Raw genomic sequence first — 15,091 nt, 5'->3', positions numbered from 1 at the left:
CCATTGATTCGCTCGACTTGCATGTATTAGGCACGCCGCCAGCGTTCGTCCTGAGCCAGGATCAAACTCTCCGATAGAATTTGACTTGCTCATGTTGCACTTTTTTATAGTGTGTGCTCACTTTAAAAATTAACGTTGGCGTTTCTGTTTTGTTTAGTTTTCAAAGAACTAATTTGTCTTGCTGACAAGAATTGATTATACGCTCCTATTTTTAATTCGTCAATTGTTTTTTGAAATATTTTTTCTCAAAATTAGCGAAAAGGAGACAAGGAGAAAATTATATAGTAGTAAGAGAACTGTGAAGGAGGAAGTATATATAGAAAAAATAATTTAGTAAAGCTAAAAAACACCAAAAGAGACGTTCAATTTAATCGTTTTTTATTAATCTTTCCATCGTTCCCCTTGTCAATACCAGTGGCATTATTAACTGTTTGTACAATTAAGTTTAACCCCCTCATCCATCGCATTCATTGAATCGAATGTTTGACTAAACTCTTCAAGTCTTTCTTGTTTTTTCATTTTGTTATTTTATTTCTCGTTTTAATGAATAAAAAACCAAGCAAATTTCGATAAAATCGATATTTGCTTGGTTTTAACCATTACGCTGATTGAGATATTGATTTTAATTTCGCTGAACCAACACCAATTAGGATAATACATACACAACTCGCTGCGATTAACGTTGCGTCTAGTAAAAGTGGTGAGCTCCAGTCACCTGTGCTATCTCGTAGCACCCCTGAAATTACTGGAGATAATAATGCCCCAATTTCCGCAATTAAATTCCATAAACCAAACGCTGAGCCACGGTGCTCTGCCGGTGCTAATTCAGAAATAAATGCATGTTGAATGGATTGTACTGCGAAAAAGATTGTACCTGAAACAAATAAAATGGACGACATAATAATTAAGTTCCCGTGACCACTCATAATATAAAATGCAAATGCAAATACCGAAAGTGCAAAGAATACGGTTAAAATAAATAAAATATTTCGGCGACCATTTTGTTTATGAGCTACTTTGTCTGAAATCCAACCTCCTAATGGAAAACCAAGCAAACCTGCAATCGCATTAAATGAAGCAACAAGTGCCGCTGTTGTTAATGTACTCCCTCCAAAATCACTTACAATTGATACAGACCAGAAACTATAAAACCATAAATGCCACATAATTGGAATTGCCGAGATGTATAAAAGCATTAAATTGCGATTTTTTAACACTGGACGAACTTCTGACTTTGTACGATAAATGTATGCAATGAAAACAAATGCTAATAAAGTGAAGATTCCTGCTATCGCCCCTTCACTTAACTGCACTTTATCAGTAATAACGTAAATCGTCATAATAATTACTAAAAATACAATAGAATAGGATCCTAAACTGATAATCGTCTTCTTCATACTAGCATTTTGTTTATTCATACTTTTGGGAATCACAGTTGACATAGCAAGACCAACAATAATCGTAGCAATCCCTAAAACAATGAACGGTGATTTCCAAGCGTCATTCCCCAAAAATGGAACGGCCCATTCAATTAAATAAACGGTTCCAACTAACCCTAAAGTTAGACCTACAGATAAACCACTCATTACGATTCCCATACCTAAACCGAGCTTTTTGGGTGGCGTTACCTGTACAATGAGCGAACGGTCGTTTGAATAGAAAGCTCCTTCTCCTAACCCCGTCAATACACGCAATGCAATAAAGACAAGCAAACCATGAAAGAATCCTGTTAACAGTGTCGTAATTCCTGCCCATAAAATACTCAAAATAACCATATTACGATAACCATATTTATCTCCGAAGTAACCACCTGGGAATTGCGTCAACATATAACCTGCAAAAAATAAGCTACCTAATAAACCACCTAATGCGTACGGGTTGGATGCACTTTCTAAAAAGGCAACATCATTGTTAATCATCCAGGTAACGGCAGGTCCTGTGATTGTCCTGTCAAAATACGCAACAATCCAACCTATAAAGAGCATCCCCCACACTCGCTTATACGGCTGTGTTATTCTTTCTTTCATACGCATTCCCTCCCCTGTGAATTGCTATTTTTCAGAATCACCATTTTATCAGCGTTATATGGCTGTACTCATTAAAGAGCTAATTGATGAACGAACTCACATCAGAAATATGCTAGTACAGCACATTTCTGATGCGACTTCATTTTTCGCCATCATTCCACCTGCAAACAACAACGTTGCCAAAATCCAGAATAAATTAGTACTTCGTTGATAATGCTGGTGGGCCAGAACGTGGGCCAAATGGACCTTCGTCTAACCATTTTCCTAATTTCGGAATATGCGGCGCTAAGAAAGCACTAATTTCTCGTTTTAGCTTAATCTCTTCATTTGTACCTTGAATATGTTCAAGAGCTAAGTTTGAACATTCACGATTATATAAACCTGCGCTTAGACGCTCATTCGCTGCTGCTTCAATGGCAGCTCGTGCTTCTTCAACCGTTTCAGCTTTTAATGCAGCTGCAATACCTTGTACACCTACTGTTGCATCTGGTACCCCTGAGTTTAATCCGCGTGCACCGAATGGAGCGAATAAATGGGCAGCTTCACCAGCTAAAATGACGCGACGATGTTCATCTGTGTAGCTTTCTGCAACTACTTGATAGAATGTATAGGTTGAAATCCATGTAATACGTTCAGCATATTTCGGATCCATTACTTTTGGAAGCCATTCGTGTACACCTTCTTCTGAACCGTAGTATGCACGATCATCTTCATCGAATAGTTGTAAGTCGATACGCCAACCACCTGCAAATGGTACATACATCACATTACGTCCACCAGCATCTGGATGTTGATAATGGAAAGTACGCTCCAGTGGCAGTGGATTTTCTTCATCTTCTTTTACATCCACTACGACAAATGCATCACTTGTACGCGGCCCTTCAAATTTGATACCGACAGACTTTCTTACTGCAGAATGTGCACCATCTGCCGCGACAACATATTTTGCTTCCCAAGTACCCTTTTCTGTTTCAATGGTAACGCCTTCATTTGAGGTGACTACGTCCTTCACTGATTCTCCCCATACAAACTCTACATCGGCAGCTTGACATGCTTTAAATAACGCTTTTTCAATTTCGTGTTGATGTAAACTTGCGAACGCTGGAATCGTATTTGGTGCCGCTGGCTCATAAATGCGTTTGTAGACCGGTTCGCCTCGATAGGACGTTTTCTTGACAGGCCAAACAATACCGATATCCGCTAATTCAAAACCTAAGCCTGAAGAAATACTTTCTAATAGTTTTAAAGTTTCTTTATGAAGATAAATCGCGCGACTGCCTGCACGTTCACGTCCTTCTGGCTCTGCTTCAATAATTGTTGCTCTAATACCTTGTTTATGTAGTGCAAGGGCAGCGGTCATACCAACTGGTCCTGCACCGATAACTAATACTTCACGTGTGTTTGTCATTTTACCTACTCCTTTAATCCTAGTTTATTTTTCACTTGTTCTGGAATCGTGACTGCTCTCGCACACCCTTCTGCTGTTGAAGCCCACGCCCGCACTTCATAGCCTTCCGCCACAAGTTGGCCTTCACAATAAAATTGATGTAATAATTTGAACACCTTTTCTTTTAATAACACGACCTCTGATTTCACAATCAGTTCTACATTGTATAGAACGGGTCGTTTAAAATCACAATGTGTTTCGATCAAAGGTAATGCAATATTCTCTTTAAATAAAGCATCCGTCGGGTGTCCAATCGCCGATAAAAATTCATGCGTTGCTTCATCCATCCATTTATAAAAATTCGGATAAAATACAATACCTGCAGCGTCCGTGTCTCCCCAATGTACTTTTACTTTGTACTCCATTTAATAATCTCCTTCTTATACAGTGACGCCAGCTGTACGATTGTCAATAACGCGACGAGCCTTCATGGTAAAACGCGGCAGGGAATTATCTTCCATCCACTCTACTTCTATTCGTAAGCCCACACGTTTGCGTAATAATTGTGCCAACATTGGCACTACTTCTTCTGGACCTTCAATTTGAACTTTAACTTGATTCATTTCAAGTTCTGTATAATAAATAATTCGGAATTCTTTAATTGAAGCGAATTCACGAACAATGGCTTCAATGGATGACGGATAAATATTCACACCACGAATGACCACCATATCATCTGTACGTCCTAACAAACCGCCTGGTAAAAATAAAAATGGAGTTCCACAAGCGCAAGCTTCTGGTTGATATACAACAGCATCGCCAGTACGATAGCGAATCATTGGATAACCGAAACGTCCAAGATTTGTTAACACGAGCTCCCCACGTTCACCGGGTGCCACATGTTCTAACGTATCTGGGTTAATGACCTCAGCGATAAATTGTGCTTCATTCACATGCAATCCTCTTTGTTCTTGGCAAGAATATCCGTATGCACCTATTTCAGTCATTCCAACGTGGTCAAATAGCTTAGCTCCCCATAAATTTTCAATTTGAGCACGTGTAGAAGGAACCGAGCCACCTGGTTCTCCAGCTGTAATGATTTTTCTGATTGTTGAGTCTTGAATATTTAATCCTAGCTTTTCAGCAACTTCTGCTAAATGAAGTGCATAGCTTGGTGTACAGAAAAGAACGGTTGCTTCGTTCTGAAGCATGCTGTTTAACCTTTCTTCCGACGACATGCTGCCACCTGGAATGGCCATGCTGCCAAGTTTCTGCACAGCTTCGTGTGCTGCCCAAAATCCGATAAACGGTCCAAATGAAAAGGCTAAATAGGCACGGTCTTTTTTCGTTACACCGGCAGATTTCAAAACTTCCACCCAACAATCTGACCACCAGTCCCAACTTTTCGCCGTATCGAGCACTTTTAATGGACGGCCGGTTGTTCCTGATGTTTGGTGATAGCGAATGTAGCTCCCTTCTGGATAAGAATGATTACGACCATATGGTGGGTACAATTTTTGATCTTCGGCTAATTCCCTTTTTGTCGTAAAAGGAAGACGGCTTAAATCCTTCACGGATGTAATAGGTAAATGAATGCCTTTATATTTTTCTTTATAAAACTCATTAAAGCCTGTAACAAAGACTAATAACTCATTTAACCTATGAAATTTATTGGTTTTGAAATCAACATCTGTCTCGTGAATGTGATAATTCATTAACCATACACCCCTCTGTTCATAATAATTTGTATAAGGTACAGAAAATTCTAAAAATACTAAAGTAATAATAAGAGGAATTTCGTTTTATGAAAAGGCTTTCATTCTGCTATATGGAACAAAAATAAAATTTTGTCAGTTTTGTGAAGATTATTTATAGTAAAAGTGGTATTTTATAAAAAAGTTTTGTTTTTTTTAAAAAAAGGGGGGTTCTGCTTGTCTCGCACAACGAACAGCTCATTAACCAATGCTCTTCGCATTTTAAAAAGCTTTTCCGGTGACCAACCAGAATTAACATTATCAGAAGTCGCAGAGCTTGTTAATGTTTCCAAAAGTACGGCCTGCCGACTCATTCAGACGTTAGAAAGCGAAGGCTTTATGCATCAAAATGTCCATTTCAATACATATAGTTTAGGATCTTCCATACTTGCCCTATCGAATACCCTAATCGAACCATTAGCTATTTTGAAGGAAACAACCAATTTTTTAAAACAATTAACACTCCAAACAGGTGAATCTTCACATATTGCTATTTTAGATAACACCAACATCATCTATTTAAAAAAGGAATCTAGCCAACATAGTGTTCAATTATTGTCACATATCGGTCGCCGGAACCCTGCGCATTGCACAGCATCTGGTCAAGCCATTTTAGCTTTTTTGAAACCGACAACGATTGAGGAACTCTTTGAAAACGGTTTAGCACAGACTACCGAGCATTCCATTACAAGCTTACCTCAATTACAACAAATATTAGGAACGATTCGACACCAAGGCTATGCCATTAGTAAAGGGGAATTTATTGAAAACATCGTGTCAGTCGGCGCCCCTATTTATAATAAACAAAATCAAGTCTTCGCTTCCATTAGCGTTGCTGGTCCGGAAAAACGAATGCTGCCAAACTTACAAAAAGTCGTGAACAACGTGCTCCTTACAAGTCACGACATTACGAAATACGTTCAAACTCATGAAAGGGATGTTGACATTGAAGCACTCATTAAATGACCAATATTTTGTGGCCTCTGTCAAAAACGCCATGCGTATTTTACGACTTTTCACACCGAAGCACAACGAAATCGGTATTACAGAAATGGCCGAAAAACTTCATTTAGCCAAAAGCACCGTGCATCGTTATGTGAAGGAACTCGTACAAGAAGGGTTTCTAGTCCAAAATACAACAAATAGTCATTATCGCCTAGGTTTATCGATTTTAGCATTAGGAGGTATCGTGCAATCACACAAAGAAATTTACACAGATGCAAAACCAATACTCATAAAACTTGCAAATCGTTTCCACTTATCTGCACATATTTGTGTGATGGAGCACAATCATGTCGTCTATTTACTACGCGAAATGGGCGATCGACCAGCGAAATTAATTACGAAAAGTGGTCGATACAACGACTTACACTGTACAGCAGAAGGCCTTGCTATTTTAGCCTTCAAAAGTCAAGCTATAATTGAAAATGTCATCACACAGCCTTTAAAAAAGTACACGGATTACACCATTACTGACCCAATGATATTGAAACAACAAATATTAAAAATCCGTTACGATCAATACGCTGTCACAAAGGATACATATGCTACTGGTTTTATCAGCATAGCTGCACCCATTCAAGACTATACCGGTGAAGTCGTTTCCTCCCTCGCCCTTATTGGTAAATCAAAAAATGTCGAAGAAAATCAGTACGATGAAATAATCAAAACACTACAGAAGAGCGCAAAAAAAATTTCAGAGCTGTTAGGCTACTATGACCATTAAAACCACCTGCCAAAATATAAAAAAAAATTGACCCTCACCTCATCAAAAGAGAGACTAAAGGACAATTTTAAAAAGTTATTCTCTTTATTCCATGATTTTTCAGCGTTTTATCTTAGAATCAAGTGAACTACTTAGTCTATGAGTAAATGGGCACTTTCCTTCAATTGGTTCAATATCATCTCCAATAAAATATTGCTTCCATTCTCGATGATTTGGGTCACCATAATGACTAATGTTTGGATGCTTCGGTAAGCGGTCCCATTTTTCAACACGTTCTCTTACTTTTTCTCGAGACATACTTCCCCCAATAGTGGTCCCTTCTAATCCTTCAAAAATCCGTCTTGGCTGAAAACCTAACACAAGACTATTCCCCAAATCCCTAGTCTTGCGCTGCTTATACGCAGGGGCATTCCCAAATACAAAAAACGGTTCTCCCGCAAAGGAAAAAGCCCATAAATGATGTTCTGGGTCTGTTGGATAATCCGCTGGCCAAGGCTTTGTGTCTTGCTCATGTAAATATTGAAGAACATTCCAAAAATACTGCCGATAATACGGAATCGATTTTTCCTCTTTCTCAGGCTCTATAAACAAAAACAACCCATGCCTTATAAGCGGTTTTGATTCATCAAACAAAGAAATAAACGCCTCGATTGTTTGTGGCAGATGAGACCAATCATTATGACTAATATAAGAATAACGAAGTTCACCCTTCAGCTCCGCCGACATCCCAAAATAGCAAGGAAACGATCGATCTGTCACAACCCTTTGAAAGTTAAGATATTCTCTCATAACCCATGCTGGCATCCCCGGATTCAGCATGTCCTCTTTCTGAAATAAATAGTTATCCTTCACTGTCATGAACTTCACCTCAATGCTATACATATAGCATTGAGGGACAAAATATGAATCACCCTCCCACAGAGTCATCCACTTTTTGAAGATTCATCTGCTCTTCAGCTGCTTTCTTCTGTAATTGTGTAGCTAGAATAAAAGCAGTAAATAAAAGCCCGCAGCAAAGAAGTAAAGCTGAAGGAATTCCTCCTATATGGTCAATCATCCAGCCGCCAAGACCCGGTCCAGCTAATTGCCCTACCGCAAAGAAAACCGTCGTATATCCTAGCGCAATCGGTGCATAAGAATGATGAATCTGCTCTGTGGAAAGTGCCTGAATAAGTGAAAGCATGCCCACAACCGTTACTCCCCAAAGGAATTGGCTTACAACAAACCCAATTTGTATAGGAAATAAAATCGGAATAAGCATCGAACCAGCCCCTAGGAAAAGGGTAATAAGTAGAGATTTCTTTCGCCCTATTCTATCTGAAATCGTTCCCCACAACGGCCCGCTAAAAATAGACATAATCCCACCAAAAGCCATGATTCTTCCAGCTGAATATCGATCAACATTAGACTCTAAAAAATAACTAAAAAGAAAGCTTTGTGGAATTAAATAAGCAAATCCAATCAATCCGTAAATAATGGCCACTAGCAAAACACCCTTATGCAAGTACACTTCCCGAAGAAGCGAATCATTGTGCTGCCCCTTTTTACGTAAAGGAATAGGCGGATCTCGAAGGATAGCCTGAGCCACAAGAACAACTACTAGAGAAAGTATTCCGTACAAAAGCCAAAGATACCGCCAGCCGCTTTCCGAAAACCATGTAGTAAAGAATGGAATAAGCGTACTCGAAATTAAAGTCCCTAATCCCAATCCACTAACGAGAAAACCAATCATCATTCCTCTTTGCTTCGGGAACCAACCAACAACAATATTTACAAGTGGTGTGTAGGTGAAAGCCGTACCAACTCCAATCATTGCCATTGCCACTAGACAAGAAATAAAACTCGTAACCCAAGACAAATACAACAAACCAATCGCCACAAGGAACGTCCCCCAAACAACTAAACGCTTCGAGCCCCATTTTGAAGCAAGGATACCCGCAAAAAGAACCATTCCTAAATATCCAATCGAAGTGGCTGTCCCTAACATACCTGCCTGTTCATACGTCAGTGATAAATTCTCCTTCATAAAAGGCATGAGAATCCCGAACGACATTCTTGCAAAACCTAGAGTACTAATTGTCACCATCATACTCGCAAAAGCATACCACCAAATCCGCTGTTCCTGACCCATCCCTTCACACTCCTGCTTTCATATTCTATTCATTGTTCATTTATTGAGCTTCCTTTAGTCATCATTTCGAACTCCAAAACAGGAAACGCTTACACTGTTATTTCTCTCCCGCCTAAATAATCTCCTTTCTTTTTGTCATTTTTTGTATTTTCATATCATTTTCAAAAGAGTCTAATCCTTTCTTCCTTAGTACTATTCAGACCAAGACAGGTATAAATCAAGTTGTTATAACTAATAGGAAGAACATAGAATAAATAGAAACATAATTCTTTTTTAGAGGAGGCGAGTTCCATGCCAACAATCGAGAGCGGGGTGAAGTATCTTTTACGCGGTTTGGTGTTTATCGTTTATTTTCCTATTCAACTTCTTTTTCGTTTAATCTATTTTCTCTGGTTTTACTTCATAATTAAGCCGCTTATTTGGATTTGGGAAAAAATCTTTTTACCTATCTTTCAATTAATCTCAGATTATTTGCTCTATCCTTTTTGGAAATACATGATTCGTCGCCCTATTCAGTGGGTATGGCGCCAAGTACTCTTCCCTATTATTAGAGAAGTTCTTTTGCCGCTTTGTCGCTTTTGTTGGAATTATCTTATTTATCCATTTGTATACTATGTCATTTACTATCCTTTATATTTTTTATGGAAGCATATACTTCTTTGGTTTTATACAGAAATCCTCCTTCCAGTCTTACGCTTCAGTGAAGTCATTATGAAGTGGGTGTGGCTTCATATTATTTATCGTCCTCTACACTTTCTATGGATGAAGTGTGTTTATCCACCAATTAAATGGCTGTATTCCGAGATTATAAGACCGACCATCCAGTGGTTTCGAAAGGTTTTCTCCTAAAATGATGCACACGGCTTAAGCCGTGTGCATCATTAATTACCGCCTTGTTTCAACACAGAAGTCACCGCTTTTTCAATCTCTTGATAACTTGTGCAGCGACAAATGTTAGAGGATAGCCATTGTTTAATCGTTTCCGAGTCAGGAGCAGGATGCTGTAACAATAAGGCCTGACAGTTCATAATAAAGCCCGGGGTGCAGTATCCGCACTGAAAGGCGAAATGCTCGATAAAAGCTTTTTGAATCGGTGAATGAATAAGGCCTTCAATTGTTAAAATATCCGTACCAACAGCCTCAATGGCTAAAACTAAACAAGACTTCATCGGTTTTTCATTCACCATCACCGTACAAGCACCACAATCTCCATTTAAACAACCTGGCTTCGCACCAGTTAAGCCTAATTTTTCACGTAAAACATGCAGTAACAGATCAGAAGCATAAATGTCAGCTTCGTACTTTTCTCCATTTACTTTCAATTCAATCGTCCATCGTTTCGGCTTTCGTTTACTCATGCACACCCCCGCTTTCAAAATGCTTCAAAAAATCTACTAATGTATTTTTCAAAACAAATAATCGATATTCTTCTGATCCTTCCATATCGTTTAAAATAGGCTTAGGTAAATAGTTGAAAGATTTTAGCACACGATCTTCATACGTCATCGTTGCATCATTAAGAACTTTCTCCATTTCATCTGAGCGAAATGGGAAAGCGCAAACACCACTAAAAGCAAACCGGAGAAAATTGTCTTTTTTCAAAGAAGCTACTGTTATAAGAGGGTAGCCCGTTTCCCATTGCTGCCTTTTCTTCACACTAAGAAAAGGAGCATCGATATACGCTTTCTCGGTAATAATTTGTACAAGAAACTCCCCTGGCTTCAAGGTTAACTCTCGATGAAACATTGTGCGTATCGGCACCCTTCTAACGCCCTTTCTCCCCCCAACTATGACGTCACTTTCCGCTAGGAGAAAAGGCAATATCGCTTCCCGATAAAAAATTTGGCCGCAAACATTCCCTCCAAGTGTGATTTTGTTTCTTGACGTATAATCCGCCACCTCACTTGCGGTTTGCTTTAATAATGGAAAATGGGGTTCTTCCTCCAATAAAGACAGCGGTAAAGCCGCCCCTGCTATTAGCTCATTCTTTTCAAATTCCCATCTCTTACACTCAGGAATTCCTTTTATATCAATGACCGCATCCGTATAAACGAGATTTAAGCGCCCTAGGGTAATGATTTCCGTACCACCTGAAAAATATTTTGGTTTTCTACCTTCAGAATCTAGACGATGATAAAGCTCTGCTGCCTCCTTAATCGATGTTGGTTTATAGTAGTCAAAATCGTAAGAAATCAATTCACCTCTCTCCCTTCACACTTTTCCAGATTAATTCAAGAAGCAATGGTAATTGATTTAAAGGCACTCCTGCCGCCAGAGATAAACTATTAGCAAGGGCTGCCGGCATCCCAATCAGTCCATGCTCACCAATACGTCCTAATGCACACCTCGCCTCCATAGCTGCATGATCAGATGGTCTAAATGAGAAACTTTCCTCAACGATAACCTCACTTTCCTTCCACCCCTTCTCTTTATCACCCTTTCTTATTTTCGAGCGGTTCGCAATATTCGTTCCAGGCACTGGATTAACTTCTCCTATTTTTATATACTGTCCTAGCTGTTCATGCAGAAGCGTTGCGTCTGAATTTAGAGCCTCGGTAGGTGACTGAATAACAGGAAGAGCCTCATATGTAATCTCAATTAAGTTTGCCGCAAATCTAGCGTGTTTCAGTGTATCTGCCACAACAAAAGCTACTACCTCTCCATGATAGCGGACTCTGTCATGGGCAATCGGATAACGGTCTCGAATTTCTTCACCTGTTAACGGTAAATTCCCTCCCGTAATAACAGCACGTACTCCCGGAGCTTTTTTTGCCTTTGATACCTTTATTTTCTTTATTAATGCATGCCCATATGGACTTATTACTTTTTGTACATGCAATGGATTAGCCTGTTGTAGATCACTTGTGTATTTAGCCTGCCCCGTGACCTTTTCCCACGCATCTTTTCGAATCACACTTTTCCCGATGATTTCCATACATACCCCCTCATACACTTAATTCATGTACTCATTAAGTGTATGAGCAAAGAAATGAAAAATGTTTAATGCTTCCTATTTTAATTGAATAGCTTTACTGCACAAATGGGCCCAAAACCAACAGAGGCACATAACAGAGTCAAATTAGTAGAAAAACCGCCTAATAGGATTCATAAATCCTTCCTTGACAAACCTTTATTGAAAACAAAGAATAGAAGCAAGATAACTAAATGGAGGCGGCATGTATGCGTAGTTTTGTTTATCTCATTGTTTTTTTCTCATTTTTCGACTTATTTACTCAGCTGCCGATTATGAGTCCTTTTGCGGAATCACTTGGTGCAACTCCGTTTTTAACAGGATTGGCTGTCGGTATGTATTCTTTTTCAAATACGATTGGTAACGTGATATCTGGATTTTTGACAGATAAGAAAGGGCCTTTTCGCATTTTATTAACAGGATTACTATTAACGGGTATTTCCCTCTTCTTATACCGTTTTGCAGGAGGAGCTTGGTCATTACTTGCCATCCGCTTTTTACACGGTTTACTGGCCGGGTTGATTGTACCTGCGGCTTTCACTTATTTAGCTAATTCCGCTTCAGAAGATAAAAAAGGAAAAGGGGCAGCGATTTCGGGTGCTTTTGTTGGTATGGCCGCTATTATCGGCCCTGCTTTTAGTGGAATTGTTGCCAGCAAAACGAGTGAAATAACGGTGTTAACGATTACAGCGATTTCAATGTTTCTTTTAGGTGTACTTGCTCTCTTCCTTCTGCGTAACAATGTAAAAACAAATTCTGAAGCAGAGCAAAAAGAATCGATAACAATCTATGCTTTCTTTCAAAATGCCAATATTGTTAAAGCATTTATCGGAGCATTTCTCCTTATGTTTTCACAAGGAGCTCTCGCCTATATGTTACCGTTAAAAGTGATTGGTCTCGGGTATGATACTCAAACGAGCGGCCTTTTGTTAAGTACATTCGGCATAGTAGCGATTCTTGTTTTCCTTCTGCCTACTAATATCGTTTTCGATCGGATTAAGCCGATGTTTACACTAGCATTTGGTATGACTGTTATGGGGCTTAGTCTTCTCTTGCTGAGTCAAATGGTTAATCTACCATCTTTATATGTATGTATGGCTCTATATGGCATCGGATTTGCTTTTTTATTCCCATCTATCAATTCTTTACTCGTTCATGCAGTTGAACCCGCTCATCGCGGCAAAGCCTATGGATATTTTTATGCCTTTTTCTCTTTAGGCGTCGTAGCTGGCTCTGGACTAACAGGGTTACTGGCATTCACAGCCGTAGGGGGCTTCCTTTTTACAGGTTCGTTGTTAATTATCGCAGCGGCAGGCAGCCTTTTAAAAGAACCGCCGACTATGAAAGAAAGACAGGTTCATTAATAAAAACGAGTGTCAGAAATTAAAAAACGCCCGCAGCTATTTATTAGCTGCGGGCTAGGCATTATTTTGTATAAGATAATACAGCGTTTTTTACGGCATTTTTATCGAAACGTTGAAGGGCTTGGATTGCTTCCCCTTTATTTGTATATTCAAAAACACGAACATCTTTTTGTTCAAATACTGTAATAACCCACATTGTAAAACCCTCCATCATTTTATTTTTTGTAATATAACAATCGCTGTAAATGCGATGTTTTTGTCAATCTGTTATATAATAACTTCTTGACTCTTATTCTACTCCGATTTTTTCAAAAAGAAAGTACTAAGTGACATAGTTCACAAACTATTCATATTTAAAACGCTTCCATTAAAAAATTGCAGAAACAACGAATTTAGAGCTTTACAATGTAAAACTTCGACCGCTATCGCAAAAAAGGAGCCATCAACTAGTATAAAGGCCAATAAAACAACTTGAACCAATATTCTCCTTAATATAGCCATAAAAAAACGAGTATATAATCGTGTCCGATTTCATACTCGTTTTCATATCCTTTTACCTGTATTTTATCGACATTCCTTTCACTCATAACAAACGTATCATTCATTCCGGCTGGTTTAAAAATATGGTTTTGTAAATAGGTGCTGTACGCTTCATCAGATACTTGTTCAATTATTTTTCCAAGCAAGTAATAACCCGAGCTAATATACGCATACTTCTCACCAGGATTTGATGTCAACGTCCTATTTTTAAAGCTATTAATAATCTCTTTCTCAGAATAAGCTTTTGTGTAATCTCCCTTAATTTCATCAACTTCCAAAAAGTCAGTAAGCCCTGAGCTATGATTCAATAATTGATGAAGCGTAATTTTATCAGCATTTGGTAACTCTGGCATATAATCTGATAGCAAATCAGAAATAGATAACTTCCCTTGTTCCTCCAATTGTAAAATAGCCACAGCTGTCATCGATTTTGTAATCGACCCTATGGGAAATAGAGTATCATTCTTAAACGGCAGCTTATTTTCTTTATCGGCTAACCCATATGATTGATCAAGAATCACCTTACCTCTATGAAACACAAGCACTGATCCATCAATTTTTTCTTCTTCCGAAAATTCCTCCATATATTCCTTGACCTTACTCCCCTCATTTCCTATTAAATTAGAATGCTTTGTACTCCCAAAAACAAACGCAACAGATAATAAAAGGACAATGGTACTCAAACATGTAGTCCCTAAAATCTTAAATACTTTTTTCATGATCTTCCCCCATTTTCTTTTTCACTTATCTAACTAGCCACTAAGGTGCATTGTGCTCCTCTTTAGAAATCCAGCGAAAATATTTCATCAAAGTGCGAAAACTTAACCATGATAGTAATGCACAAATAATCCCCAGAAACATTCCAATTGGTAAACTCACAAGACTAGACCCTTGAACTTCATCCTTTATAATAAATATGTTCTCCATACCAAAAGCTCTTAACAGTCCCAAAATCGGCATCAATAATGTGCATAGTTCAGTGAAAACCCCCATCACCCCTAGGGCAGCTAGTATGACCGCATGACCGAACACCATTATTGAAGAAAAGAAGATTGAGACCATCTGAGAAATTACCCTTCCAATAAGCGCAATCATTTCAACTCCTCCATCACTTTGCTAACTCTATTATGAAAAATAAAAGTCATCTTCTTAAGTGAAGGAAAGTCATATATTTTTATTAAACTAGTCATA

The 15,091-nt window shown here is 38.6% G+C and carries 16 protein-coding genes and 1 rRNA gene; 4 read left to right on the top strand and 13 right to left on the bottom strand.

The window, feature by feature from the left end; genetic code table 11:
* From ACE199_RS21920 to ACE199_RS21900, 5 genes are all read right to left on the bottom strand, one after another.
* Positions 1-77: ribosomal RNA gene (locus ACE199_RS21920) — 16S ribosomal RNA — on the bottom strand; the annotation flags it as partial.
* A gap of 522 nt (positions 78-599) precedes the next feature.
* Positions 600-2,027, bottom strand: coding sequence for an MFS transporter (locus ACE199_RS21915; RefSeq protein WP_252288367.1), 1,428 nt, complete (start codon positions 2,025-2,027; stop codon positions 600-602).
* 196 nt (positions 2,028-2,223) lie between these two features.
* The gene (locus ACE199_RS21910; RefSeq protein WP_375351645.1) at positions 2,224-3,435 is read right to left on the bottom strand and encodes an FAD-dependent monooxygenase; all 1,212 of its coding nucleotides are present in this window, start codon (positions 3,433-3,435) and stop codon (positions 2,224-2,226) included.
* Positions 3,436-3,440: 5 nt separating this feature from the next.
* Entirely contained in the window at positions 3,441-3,839 is a 399-nt protein-coding gene (locus ACE199_RS21905; RefSeq protein WP_252288363.1) for an acyl-CoA thioesterase, read from the bottom strand.
* Between the two features lie 15 nt (positions 3,840-3,854).
* Positions 3,855-5,129: a phenylacetate--CoA ligase family protein gene (locus ACE199_RS21900; RefSeq protein WP_375351644.1), complete on the bottom strand. Its 1,275-nt coding sequence runs from the start codon at positions 5,127-5,129 to the stop codon at positions 3,855-3,857.
* A 216-nt stretch (positions 5,130-5,345) separates the two neighbouring features.
* Between ACE199_RS21900 and ACE199_RS21895 the strand changes: the two genes are divergently transcribed.
* On the top strand, positions 5,346-6,134 hold the full coding sequence (locus ACE199_RS21895; protein WP_252288359.1) for an IclR family transcriptional regulator: 789 nt from the start codon (positions 5,346-5,348) through the stop codon (positions 6,132-6,134).
* Positions 6,115-6,894, top strand: coding sequence for an IclR family transcriptional regulator (locus ACE199_RS21890; RefSeq protein WP_252288357.1), 780 nt, complete (start codon positions 6,115-6,117; stop codon positions 6,892-6,894). The genes ACE199_RS21895 and ACE199_RS21890 overlap by 20 nt, the downstream gene beginning before the upstream one ends.
* Before the next feature lie 99 nt (positions 6,895-6,993).
* Here the strand turns inward: ACE199_RS21890 and ACE199_RS21885 are convergent, their stop codons facing one another.
* Entirely contained in the window at positions 6,994-7,752 is a 759-nt protein-coding gene (locus ACE199_RS21885; RefSeq protein ID WP_375351643.1) for a YqcI/YcgG family protein, read from the bottom strand.
* A 49-nt stretch (positions 7,753-7,801) separates the two neighbouring features.
* Positions 7,802-9,025, bottom strand: coding sequence for a YbfB/YjiJ family MFS transporter (locus ACE199_RS21880; protein ID WP_375351642.1), 1,224 nt, complete (start codon positions 9,023-9,025; stop codon positions 7,802-7,804).
* Between the two features lie 291 nt (positions 9,026-9,316).
* Between ACE199_RS21880 and ACE199_RS21875 the strand changes: the two genes are divergently transcribed.
* On the top strand, positions 9,317-9,874 hold the full coding sequence (locus ACE199_RS21875; RefSeq protein WP_375351641.1) for a hypothetical protein: 558 nt from the start codon (positions 9,317-9,319) through the stop codon (positions 9,872-9,874).
* A 32-nt stretch (positions 9,875-9,906) separates the two neighbouring features.
* Here ACE199_RS21875 and ACE199_RS21870 read toward each other — a convergent pair whose 3' ends face one another.
* Genes ACE199_RS21870 through ACE199_RS21860 form a run of 3 tightly spaced genes read right to left on the bottom strand, consistent with a single transcriptional unit; the run spans position 9,907 to position 11,960 of the window.
* Positions 9,907-10,383 carry a (2Fe-2S)-binding protein gene (locus ACE199_RS21870; RefSeq protein ID WP_375351640.1) on the bottom strand — a complete coding sequence of 159 codons (477 nt, stop codon included), beginning with the start codon at positions 10,381-10,383 and terminating at the stop codon, positions 9,907-9,909.
* Positions 10,376-11,221 carry an FAD binding domain-containing protein gene (locus ACE199_RS21865; protein WP_375351639.1) on the bottom strand — a complete coding sequence of 282 codons (846 nt, stop codon included), beginning with the start codon at positions 11,219-11,221 and terminating at the stop codon, positions 10,376-10,378. Before ACE199_RS21865 ends, ACE199_RS21870 begins: the two co-directional genes overlap by 8 nt.
* Position 11,222: 1 nt before the next feature.
* On the bottom strand, positions 11,223-11,960 hold the full coding sequence (locus ACE199_RS21860; protein ID WP_375351638.1) for a hypothetical protein: 738 nt from the start codon (positions 11,958-11,960) through the stop codon (positions 11,223-11,225).
* A gap of 245 nt (positions 11,961-12,205) precedes the next feature.
* Here ACE199_RS21860 and ACE199_RS21855 point away from each other — a divergent pair, with 245 nt between their 5' ends.
* Complete coding sequence (locus ACE199_RS21855) at positions 12,206-13,360, top strand: MFS transporter (protein ID WP_375351637.1); 1,155 nt, start codon at positions 12,206-12,208, stop codon at positions 13,358-13,360.
* A 61-nt stretch (positions 13,361-13,421) separates the two neighbouring features.
* Here ACE199_RS21855 and ACE199_RS21850 read toward each other — a convergent pair whose 3' ends face one another.
* The 3 genes from ACE199_RS21850 to ACE199_RS21840 all read right to left on the bottom strand — a co-directional run bounded on the left by ACE199_RS21850 (position 13,422) and on the right by ACE199_RS21840 (position 14,995).
* On the bottom strand, positions 13,422-13,556 hold the full coding sequence (locus ACE199_RS21850; RefSeq protein ID WP_257467548.1) for a hypothetical protein: 135 nt from the start codon (positions 13,554-13,556) through the stop codon (positions 13,422-13,424).
* Between the two features lie 292 nt (positions 13,557-13,848).
* The gene (locus tag ACE199_RS21845) at positions 13,849-14,619 is read right to left on the bottom strand and encodes a serine hydrolase domain-containing protein (protein ID WP_375351636.1); all 771 of its coding nucleotides are present in this window, start codon (positions 14,617-14,619) and stop codon (positions 13,849-13,851) included.
* Positions 14,620-14,659: 40 nt separating this feature from the next.
* On the bottom strand, positions 14,660-14,995 hold the full coding sequence (locus ACE199_RS21840) for a hypothetical protein (RefSeq protein WP_375351635.1): 336 nt from the start codon (positions 14,993-14,995) through the stop codon (positions 14,660-14,662).
* Between the last annotated feature and the right edge of the window lie 96 nt (positions 14,996-15,091).

This window comes from Peribacillus sp. Hz7, assembly GCF_042136355.1.
GTDB lineage: Bacteria > Bacillota > Bacilli > Bacillales > DSM-1321 > Peribacillus > Peribacillus asahii_A.
This window is presented reverse-complemented; position numbering and strand designations above follow the sequence as displayed.